The 18,292-nt window shown below is 41.1% G+C and carries 14 protein-coding genes; all 14 read left to right on the top strand.

The features are described 5' to 3' along the window. The first annotated feature begins 4 nt into the window (after window positions 1–4). The 14 genes from AC570H_RS14720 to AC570H_RS14655 all read left to right on the top strand — a co-directional run bounded on the left by AC570H_RS14720 (window position 5) and on the right by AC570H_RS14655 (window position 17,964). Entirely contained in the window at window positions 5–904 is a 900-nt protein-coding gene (locus AC570H_RS14720; RefSeq protein WP_497356108.1) for a hypothetical protein, read from the top strand. A 7-nt stretch (window positions 905–911) separates the two neighbouring features. Then, window positions 912–1,874 carry a hypothetical protein gene (locus AC570H_RS14715; RefSeq protein WP_497356106.1) on the top strand — a complete coding sequence of 321 codons (963 nt, stop codon included), beginning with the start codon at window positions 912–914 and terminating at the stop codon, window positions 1,872–1,874. 38 nt (window positions 1,875–1,912) lie between these two features. Beyond that, window positions 1,913–2,953, top strand: a complete 1,041-nt coding sequence (locus tag AC570H_RS14710; RefSeq protein ID WP_497356104.1) for a hypothetical protein — start codon at window positions 1,913–1,915, stop codon at window positions 2,951–2,953. Then, window positions 2,950–3,945 carry a hypothetical protein gene (locus AC570H_RS14705; protein WP_497356102.1) on the top strand — a complete coding sequence of 332 codons (996 nt, stop codon included), beginning with the start codon at window positions 2,950–2,952 and terminating at the stop codon, window positions 3,943–3,945. The genes AC570H_RS14710 and AC570H_RS14705 overlap by 4 nt, the downstream gene beginning before the upstream one ends. Before the next feature lie 8 nt (window positions 3,946–3,953). Next, on the top strand, window positions 3,954–4,931 hold the full coding sequence (locus AC570H_RS14700) for a hypothetical protein (protein ID WP_497356100.1): 978 nt from the start codon (window positions 3,954–3,956) through the stop codon (window positions 4,929–4,931). A gap of 188 nt (window positions 4,932–5,119) precedes the next feature. Next, window positions 5,120–6,355, top strand: a complete 1,236-nt coding sequence (locus AC570H_RS14695) for a bactofilin family protein (protein WP_497356098.1) — start codon at window positions 5,120–5,122, stop codon at window positions 6,353–6,355. Next, the gene (locus AC570H_RS14690) at window positions 6,343–6,705 is read left to right on the top strand and encodes a PilW family protein (protein ID WP_497356096.1); all 363 of its coding nucleotides are present in this window, start codon (window positions 6,343–6,345) and stop codon (window positions 6,703–6,705) included. Before AC570H_RS14695 ends, AC570H_RS14690 begins: the two co-directional genes overlap by 13 nt. Continuing rightward, the gene (locus tag AC570H_RS14685; RefSeq protein ID WP_497356094.1) at window positions 6,695–7,162 is read left to right on the top strand and encodes a PulJ/GspJ family protein; all 468 of its coding nucleotides are present in this window, start codon (window positions 6,695–6,697) and stop codon (window positions 7,160–7,162) included. Before AC570H_RS14690 ends, AC570H_RS14685 begins: the two co-directional genes overlap by 11 nt. 280 nt (window positions 7,163–7,442) lie before the next feature. Beyond that, complete coding sequence (locus AC570H_RS14680) at window positions 7,443–8,582, top strand: type II secretion system F family protein (protein ID WP_497356092.1); 1,140 nt, start codon at window positions 7,443–7,445, stop codon at window positions 8,580–8,582. Window positions 8,583–9,227: 645 nt separating this feature from the next. Then, window positions 9,228–12,563: an RHS repeat domain-containing protein gene (locus AC570H_RS14675; RefSeq protein WP_497356090.1), complete on the top strand. Its 3,336-nt coding sequence runs from the start codon at window positions 9,228–9,230 to the stop codon at window positions 12,561–12,563. Between the two features lie 6 nt (window positions 12,564–12,569). Continuing rightward, window positions 12,570–15,872, top strand: a complete 3,303-nt coding sequence (locus AC570H_RS14670) for a DUF6443 domain-containing protein (protein WP_497356088.1) — start codon at window positions 12,570–12,572, stop codon at window positions 15,870–15,872. Continuing rightward, window positions 15,859–16,374, top strand: coding sequence for a hypothetical protein (locus AC570H_RS14665; RefSeq protein ID WP_497356086.1), 516 nt, complete (start codon window positions 15,859–15,861; stop codon window positions 16,372–16,374). Before AC570H_RS14670 ends, AC570H_RS14665 begins: the two co-directional genes overlap by 14 nt. Before the next feature lie 363 nt (window positions 16,375–16,737). Continuing rightward, complete coding sequence (locus AC570H_RS14660) at window positions 16,738–17,154, top strand: type IV pilin protein (RefSeq protein ID WP_497356084.1); 417 nt, start codon at window positions 16,738–16,740, stop codon at window positions 17,152–17,154. A gap of 291 nt (window positions 17,155–17,445) precedes the next feature. Beyond that, on the top strand, window positions 17,446–17,964 hold the full coding sequence (locus tag AC570H_RS14655; protein WP_497356082.1) for a hypothetical protein: 519 nt from the start codon (window positions 17,446–17,448) through the stop codon (window positions 17,962–17,964). Window positions 17,965–18,292 lie beyond the last annotated feature (328 nt).

Here is an 18,292-nt window from a genome sequence, read left to right as displayed (position 1 = left end):
AGACATGAAAAAAATAATACTGTCAATAATACTGGCGCTTTTTTATTTGACCTCAAATGCCCAAACCCCAACGCAAATAGTCAATTATCCAACTACTACTTATGTATATGCAGGAAGTTTAGTATATGATAACAGCTCTAGTTCGAATTCGCAAAAAATAGTAATTAAAATACTGGGAGGGTCTTGGTTTTCTGACTCTAATGGGGAAACAACTTATTATATTTCAAATAGGGAAGGTTTAAATGTTCAGCAAGTTAGTTTAGGTGTCTATTCTCCGAGTAAATTTTCTTTGAAAGCATATAAAAATGGAACTAATATTGATTTCTATATATTGCCAAATCCAAGCGATTACACTTCGTTTGCAATAACCTCTTTTACTTTTGGGCACGGTATGACTGCACAATTTGTTAATATTACAACTCAGTCTGCAACACCGACAGGCACAGAAATAACTTCTTCAGTCCAAATTGCTCCATTAATGATGACTGATACAGCCGGCAATATTGGATTGGGAACCGCAACTCCCAAAGAAAAACTTTCTGTAAACGGAAAAATCCGTGCCAGAGAAATCAAGGTAGAAACCGCTAATTGGCCCGACTATGTTTTTGAAGACGGTTATCAAGTTGGAACGCTGGAAGAATTGGAACGATATATCAAGACTAATAAACATTTGCCAGATATGCCAAGTGCCAAAGAGGCTGAAGCAGATGGAGTAGAGTTGGGAGAAATGAACAAGTTATTATTAAAAAAATTAGAGGAACTGACTTTGCATTTGATTGAAAAGGATAAAGAACTGACTAAAAATAAAGAAGTAGTCAAATCACAAAGCGAAAAGCTTCAAAGTTTAGAAGAAAGACAAGAAAAGTTAGAAGCTATATTGAAAAAAATGATTGGAAATAAATAACCTAAACATGAAAAACAAAATCTTATTAGCCCTCCTGCTATTAGCTGGGACAACGGCTATGGCACAAAACAATAATTATCCAACCAGTGGTAATCCAACGATTTATGATTATTCTCCTATTATTAAACTTCAAAGAAATACAAATATTGGAGGCTATGTGCAAGGTATTCAAACGTTGATACAAGATGGAACTCCAAATTGGTTTTTTGGAAATTTAAGTGACGGACAGTGGAGTGTAAGCAAAGGAGATTATAGCCAGCCTAAGTTCACTGTGTTTTATGATGGCAAGGTTAGTGTTGGTCCGTTAGATGCAAGAAGTGCGCTAGATGTTTCTCAGTTTATTCCAAATGGAGCGTTGGGAGCCGTATTTGGTCGTTTGCAAGAAGGTGATAATACAAATACAGGAACATTTTTAGGAGTTAAGGGATATGGAACCAATGTAATCGATGGTAAAAGTTTTTCTATAGTTCATAATTTTTATGGGGAAACAAATAGTTCCATTAATTTCCATAGAGGCAAGAGTACCACAGGAGGTTTCATTAGCTTTAACACAGATTCTGATATCGAAAGATTGCGAATAGCCGAGAATGGCAATGTCTTGATCGGTAAAACAACCCAAACCAATACCGGCTATAAACTCGATATCAACGGAAAAGCCCGTGCCAACGAAATCGTGGTCAACACTACGGGAGCAGACTTTGTATTTGAAAACAATTATAAATTACGTCCTTTAGCCGAAGTCGAAACTTTTGTAAAGCAAAACAAGCACCTGCCCGAAATCCCAACGGCTAAAGCCATGCAGGAAGAAGGTGTAGGTGTAAGCGAGTTGCAAACCAAGTTGTTGCAAAAAGTTGAAGAGCTCACTTTGTATTTGATAGAGAAAGATAAGCAACTTGAGAAACAGAAGGCAATAAATAAGAGTTACGAAGAGCGCTTGCTCAAGTTAGAGAGAACGAACAATAAAAGATAGATCAAATAAAAAATAAGCTATAAAAATTAGAGAAAGCTATGAAGAAAATAAAACTATCCTTGCTTTTGGCCCTTTTTTCGGCAACAGCATTTGCACAGATCCATACAGATCCTTCAGGGAATGTTGGGATTGGAACGACTACTCCTGCTGAAAAACTAGATATAAATGGAAACATTAAATGGAGCGGCAATAATGTAGGTAATCCCAGGGCTTTGAAAATTGGTTGGAGTGGTGGTAATTATGGAGGGATTGGTTATAATGTTGATTTTACAGGCACAACAGGATTTTTTAATAGGCCTCTAAATGACCAAAGTTCCTATTTAGAATTTGCAAGTGGTGGCTTTAAATTTTATGGAAATGCAAATGCTCATAATGCGAATAATGTTAATTTGGGAAATGGGGCAGAAGATTTGCATCTTTTTGCAACAATGAATAATATTGGAAATTTTGGTATTGGAACCCCAAACCCAACAGCCCCGCTCCATACTTTTGGAGGTACAGCAATGACTTCTGGTTGGAACAGAACGTCTGTTTTAGAGGCAAATTATCCAGCACAGGTATTCAATAGCGGTTCTGTAAAATATGCAGGAATAGGATATGATAGGGGAGATGTAGGTATGGTTTTTTGGATAAATGCGGCTAATGAGAACGTAAGTGGAACTGGTACCTTTGCAATGGCTATCCGTAATGATGGAAATGTCACAATTGGCGGAACTTTGCCACAATATAATCCGGCCTATAGACTAAATGTAACTGGTAAAGTTCGCGCCAACGAAATTGTGGTCAACACTACGGGAGCCGATTTTGTATTTGAAAACAATTATAAATTACGTCCTTTAGCCGAAGTCGAAACTTTTGTAAAGCAAAACAAGCACCTGCCCGAAATCCCAACGGCTAAAACCATGCAGGAAGAAGGTATGGGTATAAGCGAGTTGCAGACCAAGTTATTGCAAAAAGTGGAAGAGCTCACTTTGTATTTGATAGAACAAAATAAGCGTATAGAGAATTATCAGGCAACACAAGAAAAACAACAAAAGGAAATCGAACAACTTAAGACAATCTTAAATAAAAAGCAATGAAAAAATTAGGACTCTTTATGGCAATTTTTGGCATTGCCTCAACAGTTTTTGCTCAAGATTCAAATATCTTAATTGGCTTGAATGATCCTGCATATGGCGTACGGATCAAAGCTAATTTTCCATATAGTAGCGGAGGCTTTTCTAGAGGTTACTATATTACTAATCAGGATAATACTGCTAATTTTTTTTCGCTTGGAGTATATGGGCAAATCGAGAATCAAATTTCAACGCCGATATACGGTTTTATTGGGAGAGAATATAATGATAACTTTATGTGTTTCTTTCCAAACGGAAATATTGGTGTAGGAATGACTACTCCAACTGCAAGATTTACAGTTGCTGGAGGTTCTCTTGCCACATCTAGTGGGGGTCTATCTATATCTTCGAGTTTAGCTACAGGTAGGCTAACGAGTGGTGTGGTGAATTCTATTCATAATTTTTATGATGCAGAAAGCTTGGAATTGAGTTCTGGCTCATCACAAAAAACAGGGATTGCGATAGAGGGTCAAACAAGCAGTTTAGGTTCTACTATTAGGATGTTTACTGGTGATACAGAAAGAATGCGCCTTACTACAGCTGGAAACCTGCTAATTGGGAAAACAAGCCAAAATAACAGTACCTATAAAATTGATATTGCTGGCAAGGCTCGCGCCAACGAAATCGTGGTCAACACGACTGGTGCAGATTTTGTGTTCGAAAACAATTACAAGCTACGTTCATTAGCAGAAGTAGAAAGCTTTGTAAAACAAAACAAGCATCTGCCCGAAATCCCAACTGCCAAAACCATGCAGGAAGAAGGTGTTGGGGTAAGCGAATTGCAGACCAAGCTATTGCAAAAGGTGGAAGAGCTAACACTTTATCTAATTGAAAAAGATAAAGAGCTTACTAAAGAAAAAGAACTCAATAAAGTACAGCAGGAAAGATTTCAAAAAATGGAAGCATCGCAGGCTAGATTGGAAGCATTGCTAAAAAAAATAACTGGAAATAAATAAAATAACCTATGAAAAGAATTAAACTCTCCTTGCTGTTAACCCTTTTTTCGGCAACAGCATTTGCGCAGGTGCACACGGATCCTGTAACTGGTAATGTTGGTATTGGAACAACAACACCCAATCAAAAATTAAGTGTTTTGGGAAATATTTCCGCAAGTGCGGGTTCAAATGAAGGTCCTGGGCTTACCCTAGAAAATCCGAATAAAACTGGGAACAGCCAAGCTCACCGTTGGATACTTTACAATATGACAGGCCCTTATGGAGATGCGCTCCAATTTTGGAATTACGATCAAGGGAACACAATGTATGCGCCTAGATTTAGTTTAGCAGATAATGGTAATGTAGGAATAGGTAATGCTAGTCCAGGTGAGAAATTAACCATATCAGGTGAGCATTATAATACTAAAATCGGCTTGCATTATGCGCATCCTGATCCAACAAAACAAGCAGATCTTTTAATTTGGGCAAGTGAGCCAAATGTAAGCTTTACAGGTGTAGGAATTGGAAATAATATTACTAACACTAGTGGCATTGGTCGTTTGAATTTAAATAGAGGAGCCTCATATATACGTTTGCTCGACGAAGAGATACGGCTTAATTTAATTAGATCCACTGGAGAAGATATTACAGCGCTTGCCATTATAGCAAATGGAAATGTACTATTAGGCAAAACCACTCAAAGTAACGGGACCTATAAGTTAGATATTAACGGAAAAGTCCGAGCCAACGAGATTGTGGTCAACACGACTGGTGCCGATTTTGTATTCGAAAACAATTATAAATTACGTCCTTTAGCCGAAGTCGAAACTTTTGTAAAGCAAAACAAGCACCTGCCCGAAATCCCAACGGCTAAAACCATGCAGGAAGAAGGTGTGGGTGTAAGCGAGTTGCAGACCAAGTTGTTGCAAAAAGTAGAAGAATTAACTTTGTATATCATTCAGCAACAAAAAGAAATCGACGAGTTGAAGAAGAAATTGAATAAGTAAATCAATTAGCAGTTGACAGTTTTCAGTTGATGCCAGGGAATTACCCATAGACTAATAGACGATTTTGAACTAGCTTTGTCATTCAGAGCGAAGCGAAGAATCCATTTAAAAAGAACTTGAAATTAGATTCCTCACATTGTTCGGAATGACAAAATGTAAAATAAGCCAATGACCAATAAATTAACAAAATGGTAAAAGCCGGTGCCCTATATTTTGCTATTGTCATTGCATTTTTTATTGCAATTGTGTCGGCATCGTTAATTATGCTGGCCGCGCATTACCGCAATAGCTATTTAAAGGAAATCCGTTACAACCGCCTGTTGAATAACCTCAATTCGGGCATCGAATACACCTTGGCGAATAAAAATGCAACAGAAGGCACACAGTTGATCGATCTTTTTGCAGATGAGTTGGATAGTTTAGAATTGACCAAAAAAGATTGGGGTGTTTTTGATTTGGCCCTATTGAAAAGCTTTGTATTACAGGATACCTTAAAGCGCGCTTTTTTGATCGGCAACCTTACTGATTCAACTACTTTATATTTGAGCGACGAAGACCGGCCTTTGTCTATCAGTGGGCATACACGGATAACCGGAAATGTAGAATTGCCAAAAGCAGGCATCCGACAATCATATGCCGAAGGCAAGCCTTACGATGGAGGCAAGGACCTTATCTTGAGTGGTAAAACCAGTAACAGCACACGTACTTTAAAGCCTTTGGATGAAAAGCTCCTCAACAAGCTAAAAAGCATTTTTACCAATAAAGAACAGCAATTTCCTTTGTTAAAAGCGAACGAACTACGGGTCTCCTTTTTAGATTCTACGCAGCAATTCCAGCTGCCTCAAATAGCTACTCTCTCTGACGTAAAGCTCGGAGGAAACATCATTTTGGTTTCCGATTCCCTGGTTACCATTTCGGCATCGGCACAGCTTAACGGCATTCAGGTTTACGCTCCTATCATTAAAGTAGAGCAGGGCTTTAAAGGAAATTGCCAATTATTTGCAATCGATTCGATCTTGGTGGCAAATGAGGTGGAATTTAAATATCCTTCGGTAATGGGCGTAATGCGTGCCAAAAAATCTGTGGTACAGCCACAAATTGTGCTGGGCGACAATGTGAAATTCGACGGAATTATTTTTAGTCACGAAGACAAACGCAGTCAGTTGCAAACCCTGATTGCCTTGGGGAAAGATACGCGCGTACAGGGAGAAATTTATAGTACGGGATTGTTGAAGGTAGAGAAAGGGAGCAAGGTAAATGGCAAGGTTTCTTGCAATAGGTTTTTAATGAAAACGCCACTTACCTTGTATGAGAATTTCTTGATCGATGTTACTTTTAACCGAAAAGCAAGAAACCGATATTACCTTAGTTCGAAATTGTTCAAAGGGCAACAGCAAAATCAGATTCTGAAATGGCTAAACTGATCAACAAAAAACTAGAAGCCTCCACACTAATCGAGGTGTTGATTGCCATGGTCATCATCATGGTTGTTTTTACAATTGCCATTCAGGTGTTTAGCAATGTGATGAGCACGGGTGTTTCTTTTAAAAAGCTGCAAGTCCAAAATACTTTGCAATTGTTGAGCCAGGAAGTGAAAAGAAAGGGATACTTGGAGGAAACAGCATTAAAATTAGATAGCGTGAACTATCAGTTGAGCACAGAACCTAGCGATGTTGCAGGGATAGCGAAGCTAGAAATCAAAGCGAACCTCAATGGAACCAATTTGGGAAGTATCAAATGTTTATTTAAAGAGCAAGCAAAGCATGAAGATTAAGGCCTATACTTTACTCGAAGTGACCATCGCCATGTTGCTCTCGGCCATTTGCATTACCATTTGCTATTCGGCCTATGATATTATTGGGAAGTACTATGCCAGTTTTCAGCAGAAGAACCAAACTGCTGATGTAGTCCTTTCACTAAGGCATGTATTGGAAAGGGATTTCCTGAAAAGCAATACCTTGCTCAAAAACGAAGAAGGAATAGAGCTGCAACTGGATAGTTCAAAAATCTATTATATCTTTAGCCCAGATGTGGTACTTAGAAAGCTAAACGAAGCACATACCGATACCTTTAAATTAAAATCGAGCGAAGTTGGTTTCTTTTTTGAAGGCCGTGAAGTGTTAGAACCTGATACCATTGATGAGCTGCGGTTCAAGATGATTTTGGACCAGCGAACTACAGTGCCCATCCAGTTGAATAAAACCTATAGCGCAGCAAACCTTTTTAATTAATCTGAATTTTGTATCTTAAACTTCTAACTTAACACACTTTGCTTGACTAGCACAATACCTCCGTTTAGCAAAAAACCGACCTTGTCCAGTGCGGAATGTACTAATTTGCCTAAGCAGTACACGCAGTAGCGCTGGGCGCAGTCGGCGACTTTTTCTCCATTTTGGTCGCTCAAAATGGAGTGCCATTGCCCGGCATGAGGGCGGGAAAGGTTGTGGAATGGCCATGTTGCACATTTCATCATTTTTGAACATTCAAAAGACTAAAAATTTAAGTTAACTAATGCCGTCTATCAATATTTCCAATTTTCAACAACAAAAAAAAGCACCCCAGAAAGAGTCTGGTTCAGGGCTTTTTGAATTGTTGAACAAGGATATTTCTTTTGGAGATGGACAGTTGCCTGATAAAAAGAAAGAAGCTTTTTACAATGAATTGGGTACCTTGATCAGATCAGGGATTGATATTAAAACCTCATTGGAATTAACCGCCAGTTCCATTACCAATGCCAAAGATGTTGCCTTGTTCGCCGCGATCCAGAAAGAAGTGGTGGCAGGTAATTCTTTATCCGAAACGCTGAAGAACAATGAGAAATTTAGCAGTTACGAATACTATAGCGTACGCATAGGCGAAGAGACCGGTCGCTTGGCAGAAGTACTAACCGAATTGGGCAAGTATTTCAAAAGCAAGATCAGCCAAAGGCGAAAAATTGTAGGGGCTATTACCTATCCCTTATTAGTGCTGAGCACTTCTTTCGCAGCCATCTTTTTTATGATCAAATTTGTGGTGCCTATGTTCGCCGATGTGTTTAAGCGCTTTGGAGGCAAATTGCCCTATATCACTTCACTAATTGTGAGTTTTTCAGATTGGTTTGATCGATATATTTACCTGATCTTGTTGCTGATTGCCGGCGTGATTGCTTTCTATTTGTTCAGCAAAAAAACACCATGGTTTAAGAAATGGTCGTCCTTAACCTTGTTGCGAGTTCCCATTGTTGGCGACATCCTCAAAAAAATATACCTGGCCCGTTTTGCCAATACCATGCGACTGCTTACCGGAACCAATACGCCTTTGTTACAGGCCTTAGGCATGGTTAAACAGATGATTACTTTTTACCCAATCGAGCAATCGCTTACCCTGGCCGAAAAAGATATTTTAATGGGCAGCAGTTTATCCGCCACCTTAGCCAAACACGATTTCTATCCAGTCAAGTTTATCCAAATGATCAAGATTGCCGAAGAAGTAAACAAATTGGAATATTTCTTTGAACAGCTATCCAATCAGTATACTGAAGAAGTGGAGTATAAAACCAATGCCATTAGTGGTTTATTAGAGCCTTTGATCATTATCTTTTTAGGCCTGGCCGTAGGTGTCATCCTCATTGCCATGTATTTGCCGATGTTCCAGATGAGTAATAGTTTTTAAGAGGTAATTGGTTCATTAGTTCATTGGTGAATTTTTCATCTCTCTACTCGTCATGCTGGACGCGATCCAGCATCTATCTCAAGAAAAGACCTCAGATCAGGTTTATGATGACAAATGGAAGGAATTTTTTATTTGTGGTTTTGGCGAGCCCAATCTGAAATCGTAACGCTAAAATCACCCTGTCTTCTCCCAGATTCCTTCGAGTCTTCTTCGAGAAAACTGCGTTTTTAGGCCTGTTTATCGAACAAGAGTCGAAGAAGACCCGAAGAAACCCCTATTTAGACTGACATTAGCAGACCATTCAAGACATTATCGGACATTTAATTATCCCCTTCCATCTTACCTTTTCCATCTTCCATTCCGCATCCCTTCCACTTTCCATTTTACCTTTTCCCTCTTCCATGTCATTTCACGCAGAATCCTTCCAAAAACCCCTCTAAAATCAGACAAAAAAGTCCTAATTCTGGAATCGTAATATCCTGCCCAAACGCACGTTCATCCTGAGATTCGATGCGTTCGTCCTGCGAAAACTACTGTTGGGGAAAAAGTTTTTTTTATTCGTTTTTTGTTTACATCTTGGTGGCAGATAAGTAACCCATTTCTATAGATCGAAATTTATAGAAATCTAGAACGCAATCAAAAGCAATGAAACATCTATTCTACTTTTTAATGCTCTACAGTTTGGGAGCCTATGCCCAAACCTCAACCTCTTCAACCATTCCCAAGCTCAATGTAGTGCCTGCTTCTGCTGAGGCAGCGAGCTTAGCGAGGTATGGCGAAACTCCGGTGTCTCTCTATACCGGGGTGCCCAATATCAGCATCCCTATCTACACCATCGATCTGAAAGGGATTAAGGTGCCCATTTCCCTGAGTTACCACGCTGGTGGTATAAAGGTAGATGAGATTGCCAGCAATGTAGGTCTTGGCTGGTCTCTAAATTTTGGTGGATCGATTACGGCCAGTGTAAATGGTATCCCTGATAAAGAACCAGGAGGATGGCTCAGTACACCTAGTTTTTATCACTTGCCTCAGACCGGTAGTCTGCAAACCCAGTGGGGTGCGTTAGATCCTTACTTATCAGATCCAAAATACGATTTTATGATGCAGGTTGCTGAAGACCATTATGATACGCAACCTGATCTTTATAATGTAAATATCAATGGTAAGTCGTTCAAGTATTTTTATAGCCAAGACGGCACCATTTATACAATGCCTTATCAAAATGTTAGGATCTGGGAAGGGAATGAAATTACAGACGAACAAGACAATGTATTTCAATTTGTTGGTGCAGATTGGACGGTGACCAATTATCAATATTTTGGTGGACTTTCTGCAGAAGGCTCCCCTCCAAGCTACCAAAGTAGTTCAATGTATCCTGGTAAAATAAGCACTCCTTTTCAGGAAGAGATCAATTATACTTACGAAACCTATTCTTATAGCTTTAAAAACCAGGCTTCCGAAACCAGGTATAGCAGGTATCCAGATCAGTTTGGTTGTGCCAGTATAATGCCAACAAATACACTAACTGAAAGTACCAGTCATGTCGCTGCTTCGAGGATAAAAAAGATTACGGCAACCAATGGTGTAGAAATCAATTTTTATTATAACCAAAGCCGAACAGATTTAACAGGAGCAGCTGCGCTTACCTCAATCATTATCAAAAATGTGAACACCAATAAGGTGATTGCAACATACACGTTTACCTATAGCTACTACGTTTCTCTAGTTGGGTCAACGGATCAGGATGCCTATCGTTTAAAGCTGGAAAGTGTACAAAAAGCAGGAGAAAATCCTTATTATTTTCAATATAATGAAAGTCAACTGCCTGTACGTTTGAGTAAATCTCAGGATCATTGGGGCTTTTTTAATAATTCTGGAAATTCGACATTATTGCCGATGAATGCAGCTATTGGCTTTACTTCTGGAGGCAATCGTGAGCCATCTACTTATACTGCGCAGAATGGGATTTTAACAAAAGTAACCTATCCAACTGGAGGTAATTCAGAGTTTGAATATGAATCCAATACTGTTCCAAGCTATACATTGCCTACAGGTGGTGATGTACTTCATGGCGCATACGCCTACGAATCAATAGACTCAACTGTAGTTGTGCCATTTACGGTTGGTGCTACTGCGCATAATTTTAAGGTTAAATATAAGGGCCCTTATGGTGGGGATCCTGAAACAGGGCTAATTTGTGATAACTGTGATGTTCAAGTTTTAGATGCCAATCAGCAATTGGTATATAGGTTTGTAGGGGAGTCGGCAGGAGGCTTAGGAAATTTTATGGCGCCATTGAATGCTGGAAATTATTTTCTTTGTATACCTTATGTTGGTTTAAGCAATACGGGATATATCGAAGTTTATTGGTATGAATATGAGCAAACACCCCCTACAAGTACAAGCAAAGTAGTTGGCGGGCTAAGGATAAAAAGGATCACCGATAATCCGCTTATCGGAGTCAGTAAAAAAACATATTATAATTACGATCTATCTAACGCTCCAGGTGTATCTAGCGGGATAAGTGGCTTTGCTCCTAAATACGATTATATTCATAATAAAGAAGGTTTAAATGATGATTCTCAAACCTATTATGATTGCCTCTTTTATGCGCAATCAACTTCAAGCCTTAGCCCAATCGGACGAATACAAGGAGGACCTGTAGCCTATACTGAAGTAAGCGTATATGTTGAAGACCAGTACAAAGGCTATACGTTGAATCGTTTTTCTCATGCTGGGGATGTATCTGGAAGCTGGGAATATCCTTTTGGAGCTGTAATCAGTAACGATTGGGTAGATGGACTGCCTCTTGAAACCAAAGAATTTGCATGGAATGAGGTATTGGCAAAATACATGCCGGTTAAAAAAACGGTAAATGATTATAAAACTACTTATGGACTAAGCTCTAGTTACCCACATGAGTATATAGTAAGGGGTGCAAAGGTAGCATTGTATAAGCCAGCTATTCCGCAACGCTTTCCACAAAGTGGTCCAGCACCAAGAGGCCCTGAGTTTGCAGTAAACTACTATAACTTGTATTCATCATGGAGCTTCCCGATGGGCAAGACGGAAATAGTATACGACCAGGCGGATACAACAAAGACGGTTTCTACAAGCTACAAATATTTCTACGACAACCCTAACCATATCCAATTGACCAGGCAGCTGTCGAGCAAAAGCACCGGGGAGCAGACATTGGTTTCGCTCCGTTACCCCAAAGACATCACGCCGCTTTCGCCCTATTACTCAAACCCAGTTGTAGAGAAAAGGATCTATGTAAAAGACGGCGCATCAACAAAGCTGATAGGTGGCGAGCTTACCACCTACAGGAACCAGGCGGGCAGTCTTCCTGAGCACTACTACGGCCTGGAGCTCGCACAGCCCGTGGATTCTGCATCGTTTCCGGCATACACAGGAAGCAGTATTGGAAATGCCTATCAAAAAAGGCTGAGCTATGGCTACGATGCCAATTATAACCTGGTATCGTTGGTTAACGATCAGGTAAAGAAACAAGGCTTTAAATGGGGCTACGGCAACAGCCTGGTTATAGCGGCTGCCAACAATGCGCTCGACAGCGAGTTCTTTTATGAGGGCTTCGAAGAAACGGGCCTAACAGGCAATGCCCATACAGGGAATAAAACCAGCAATGGTGCCTATACGGTAAACTGGACAAAGCCCAACAGCCGCGAGTATGTGATCAGCTACTGGTATTTCGACGGGGTGTGGAAGCAGAAAACCGAACCTTATACAGGCACCGGCATGGCGCTGTCTTCGGGTACGGCCTATGACGATGTGGGCGTCTTTCCCGCAGATGCGCAGCTGACGAGCTATACCCACGATCCGTTAATCGGCATCACCAGCCAGACAGATGCCAAGGGGTTGACAACCTATTTCGAGTACGATCCTTACGGACGCCTGCTGTACGTGAGGGACCAGAACAGGAACATCATCAAGAGCTACGACTACCACTTTAAGAACTAAGGCCCCATGAAAAGAACCAAACTATTCCTTTTGGCTTCGCTGTTCCTCTGCGGAACGGCCATGGCCCAGCAACATATTACGCTATCGGGCTATTCCGGGCAGCCACAGATCAGTGCGAGCGGAAGCGTTACGCTGACCGATGGTTTCCAGGTGCCCTACGGCAACAATGTCCGCATCTTTACCGGTGCCAGCTTCCAGCTCTGCAGCCCGTTGGCATCTTCGCCAAGCGCCAACCAGAACTACATCCTCTCAAGGGTTTTTAAAATAGCAGGTGTAAACACCGGCAACATCAACGGCTCGCGTACCGCATGCGAGGAAAACCAGACGGTCCAGTACATCGACGGACTGGGCAGGCCTTTGCAAATGGTAACGGTTCAGGGCAGCCCTTCCTTTGCCGATGTGGTGCAGCCTATCGCTTATGACGCATTGGGACGCGAATCGGTAAAATACCAGCCCTACACCGTGGCAGGCAACGGGGGAGCCTACAGGGCGGGCGCCATAGCCGAACAGCTGGGCTTCTATACCGGCCAGCCGACTGGTTCTAGTATCAAACAGACGGCACAGCCCTTTTCGCAGACTCTGTTCGAGGCCAGCCCGCTGAACAGGGTGCTGGAACAGGGCGCGCCTGGCGCACCTTGGCAGCCCTATAGTTCCTCAATAGCCAATTCTGGCCATACCATGAAACCGGTCTATGCCGTCAACGACGCAACGGATGCGGTGAGGCTATGGGCGGTCAACTCCTCTGGCGCCTCTACGGTGGCTGACTATGGGCCTGGCAAGCTATACAAAAGCGTTTCGAGAGACGAGAACTGGACCGGCGGAAAGGCGGGGACAACAGAGGAGTTCAAGGACCTTGAAGGCAGGGTGGTGCTCAAAAAGGTATGGGAAACGGAAAGCATAGCCTTGTCTACCCAATACCTCTATGACGATATGGGCAACCTCCGCTACGTATTGCCGCCTGCGGTAACGGCAACAAGTTTTACCGAGGCCGATGCCACGTTCAAAAACTATAGCTACGGCTACCATTACGACGGCAGAAGGAGGGTAATAGAGAAGAAGATCCCCGGCAAGGGCTGGGAGCACCTGGTGTACAACAAGCTGGACCAGGTGGTGCTGACGCAGGACTCGGTGCAGCGTACCAACAGCAAATGGCTTTTTACCAAGTACGATCCATTGGGAAGAGTAGTGATAACCGGGGTAATGAGCAGTGCGTCTAACAGGGCGACATTGCAGGGAACTGCAGATGTACAACCCCAGTTATGGGAACATCGGATCAGCGATGCGGCCACGGACTACAGCAACAATGCCATTCCCACCGAAGGGGTAGATAGGTTCCTGATCATTAATTACTACGACGACTATGCTTTTCGGGACATGCGGACGATCTTTCCGCCAAGCGGAACGGCAAGTACGATGACCAAGGGACTGCTTACGGGCACCAGGACCTGGCGTGGCGATGACGGGGTGGATTCTGAATGGTCCCTGGCCTATTACGACGACGAGGGGAGAATAAAAGAAACCGTGGCCCAGAACCATCTGGGCGGTACGGACAGGGTGGTAAATATCTATAGCTTTGCCGGAGAGCTGATAACCAGCACGAGGACGCATACATCCAGCCAAGGGGGAACGCAAACCGTAATCGTCAATCGCTATGAATACGACCACATGGGGCGCAGACTGGCCACCATGGAAGAAATCAACGGGCAGGGCGAAGTGGTGTTGGCAAAGCTCGATTACAACGAACTGGGCCAGCTGAAGCAGAAAAATCTTCACAGCATAGATGGCACTACCTTTCTGCAGAACACCAAGCTTGCCTACAACGAGCGGGGCTGGATGAAAAACAGTACGTCGGATCAGTTCAGCATGGAGCTGAAATACGAAGATGGTACAATCCCACAGTTCAATGGGAATATCGCCAACCAATTGTGGGGAGCAGGTGCCTCTCTGTCGAACGCCTATGCCTATGGCTACGACAGACTTAACCGCTTAACCAGTGGAACAAGCACGGGCATAGCGATGTCTGAAGTGTTGACTTATGATATAATGGGCAATATCAATACGTTGAATAGAGATAATTCTGGAGCAAAGCAGTATAACTATAACGGCAACCAATTAACCTCTGTTACAGGAATTACGGGCACTTATACCTACGACGGCAACGGCAATGCAACGACCGATGGCAGAAACGGTGTAACATTAAACTACAACTACCTGAACCTGCCAATAAGTGCCTCAAAAAGTGGACTGGGTTTGAGCTATGTTTACGATGCCACCGGAGCTAAATTGAGAAAAACAAGTATTGCCACTTCTACTGCAACTACAGACTATATAGACGGCATCCAGTATAACAACGGCGTAATCGACATCGTCCAGACGGAAACAGGCCTTGCACGTAATAGTGGAGGAAGCTATAGTTATGAGTATAACCTGACAGACCATTTGGGTAATGTGAGGTATACTTTTAACAGGCATCCCGTTACCGGTTTATTACAACCTATACAAGCAGATGACTACTATGCTTTCGGCTTAAGAAAAATTGCAAATCCGGGGGTAAACAAATATCTTTATAATGGCAAGGAATTGCAGGAGGAATTAGAACAATATGACTACGGTGCTAGATTCTATGATCCTGTAATTGCAAGATGGAACGTGGTGGATCCTTTGGCAGAGAAGATGAGGAGGCATTCGCCATACAACTATGCTTTTAACAATCCAATAAGGTTTGTAGATCCGGACGGAAAATTGCCTGACCCAGTTGTCTCAGCATTCATGACTTTTGTAAGAGGAGTAGTGATAGTTGCTCAACAAAAAGCTCAGAAAATAATGAAGCATGTTGGAACCACGGCTTTAAAAATGGAAAAACCACAGAAGACAACTACAGGACAAGATGTTGGTAGATTAACAGTGGGCATAGAAGCTAAGGATAAACACGAAAAAGCAAAGATTGAAGCAGGACTTAGTACAGCTCTTAATTCTGATAAAGGCCTTGTTACAAGTGGTGGATTTTCAGGTGAGATCAAGGGCGTTGTAAAAGCAGATCTGTCAGGAAAATTTTATTCAGATCCAATGACTGGAAAAACTGTGTTTGAGGGGGAGACTGATCTCAAGATAGGTAAATCAGTAGAAGATAGAATAGAGAAAATAACGAAACCAAGTGAGGAAATTACAATTAGTGGGAATGGTGTTTCCGTTACAGGTAACCCACAAGAAACCGCACGTGTTACTTCTGATGGTCTCGATGGGTTCATGAAATACTTAAAGGCTGAAATAGATAATATTAAAAAAGTAATCAAAGGTGAAAAAAGATAGAATTTTAAATGCCATTTCCAGTACTTACTTGTTGATAAGCGGTGCTATAAGCTTGTTTTTTCTAGTAATTATTTTAATCCAAAATGAAAATATTAGTGTTGTTTCGTGGTTTTCACTTCTTATTTCCACTATTATCGTTTTGGTAATGATCGTTAATAATTATAAAATTCTTAAAAAATTGTCTAGCATAACTAAAGTTAATATCTTGATTAACCTTTTAGTTAATTTATTTCAAGTAATAAATGTTTCTTTTAATGGGTTTCAATTTAAATATAATCAAGGCCTAGAGGTAGTGTTTTATACAAATCTAGAAAATGCGACTAGAAAAGTAAGTTGTGGGGTTTATTTTTCTAATTTTAATTATTTCTTTAGTGTTAAGTTCTTAGAAACTAACTATTCTGTAATTGGCATTAACTTATTGACATTATTCTTATTTATATTCTATTGTTATCAATACAAAAAATCTTTTGACGCAAGAGATATGAAAGCTACTATTGATTAGGACATAAGCAAATAACTGTGCCTTGCTGATGCAAGTATATTACTTACCCCCATCTGGAGCAAGTCTTCGTGGGTTTGGCTACGAGGGGTGGATGACTTGTGCCTCTAAATTCTGTTCCATAATAGTTTTATATTTAAGCATGAGCACCAAGTATAAATTTGATGATCCGGAGGGGGTTTACTTTGTTTCTTTTGCTGTTGTTGGTTGGATCGATGTTTTTTACAGGACTGCTCACGTTAAATTATTACTTGACTATTGCTCGCGTTGAGGACACTTATCAAAAATAGCTTTAGCACATTTAAAACCTCAAACTATACAGTTGATTTTATTTTTCCCTATTTTAGCTTGAAAATATATTCTAAAATGAATTCACTGCTCCATAAAAAAGTTAAGGCCTACACACTCACCGAGATTTTGGTGGTACTGGTGATTATTGGGATCCTGGTTTTATTGGCTTTGCCCAATTTGATGCCCTTAATTACCAAGGCTAAAACTACCGAAGCCAAGTTACAATTGGAGCATTTGGCAAAATTGGAGCAAAGCTATTTTTACGAACACTCAAGGTATTCGAATGATTTGGCCGAATTGGGTTTTATCCAAGAGAAGCTTTCTACGGATGGGAAAGACGGCAAGGCAAATTATAAGATCGAAGTGGTTTCGGCCAATAACAATAGTTTTGTGGCCAAGGCTACGGCCGTGGCCGATTTTGATGGCGATGGGACTTTTAACGTTTGGCAAATCGATCAGGATAAAAACCTGAAGGAAGTTACGCCGGATTAATGCAGTTTGTCATCCAAAGCAGAACTTGTCATCCAGAACGTAGTGAAGGATCTGTGTAGAAAGAATTCTCGAAATAGATTCCTCGTGGCCTCGGAATGACAAATAGTAAGGAAGAATCTACAATATGGTTTTGTCATCCAGAACGCAGTGAAGGAGCTGTGTAGAACGAATTCTCGAAGTAGATTCCTCATGAACTCGGAATGACAAAAAGGTGAAGAGAATGACAAATTGGGTGAAACGACAAGAAGGATTAGGATAAAAAGATAGGATAACAAAATAAACTAAACGTTAATGCTCATCATTAAGTGCTGTGTTTTCATCATCCTGCTTTTTATTGCCTGGCAAGATTTTAAGTTTAGAGCGGTATATTGGTGGCTCTTTGCATTGTTGATGGTCGGTTTGTCGGCTTTAACCTATGTTGAAACATCAGGTAGTTTAATTAAAGAGCACTTGGTATACAACTGTAGTTTTTTAGGCGTACAATTGCTGTTCTTAACGCTTTATTTTTCTTTGAAGCAAAGAAGACTAGTCAATATATTTGCCGATTATTTTGGGTTGGGCGATCTGCTGTTTTTGCTGAGCATCACGGTTTATTTGTCCTTTCTCAATTACCTGTTCTTTTACCTGTTCAGTTTGTTTGTCATCATCTTGGTTAGTTTAGGAAGCAGAGCTTTGAACAAAAAATCAAACCCTAAAATCCCCTTGGCCGGAGAACAAGCTATCCTATTGCTGGTATTTATGCTGGCAGATATATGGAGTATTAAAATAGACCTGACAACAGATTTGTGGTTAACTGCTTATTTAATGTAGCGCTCTTTTAACTATGCGTTATGTCTGGCCAAAGTAGAAGCTGTTCGTTTGCTTAAGAACCGGCCTTGTCCAGTGCGGTATACACTAATTACCCATAGCACTTATTTTGTAGCGCTGGGCGTAGTCGGCGACTTTATTAATGGTAGTATAGTTGTTTTTATAGGCATTAATGAGCTCGTCAAGTCTTGGTTTCCTCCATTTTTGGTCGTTCAAACTGCGAAGCACTCTTGAGAAGCAATGAAAGGCAATAAACAACCCCGAAAAAATGGAGTGCCATTGCCCGGCATAAGGGCAGAAAAGGTTTTGGGGTGGGAAAGAAGGAAATTTT

The organism is Pedobacter sp. B4419 (assembly GCF_059693725.1).
This window is presented reverse-complemented; position numbering and strand designations above follow the sequence as displayed.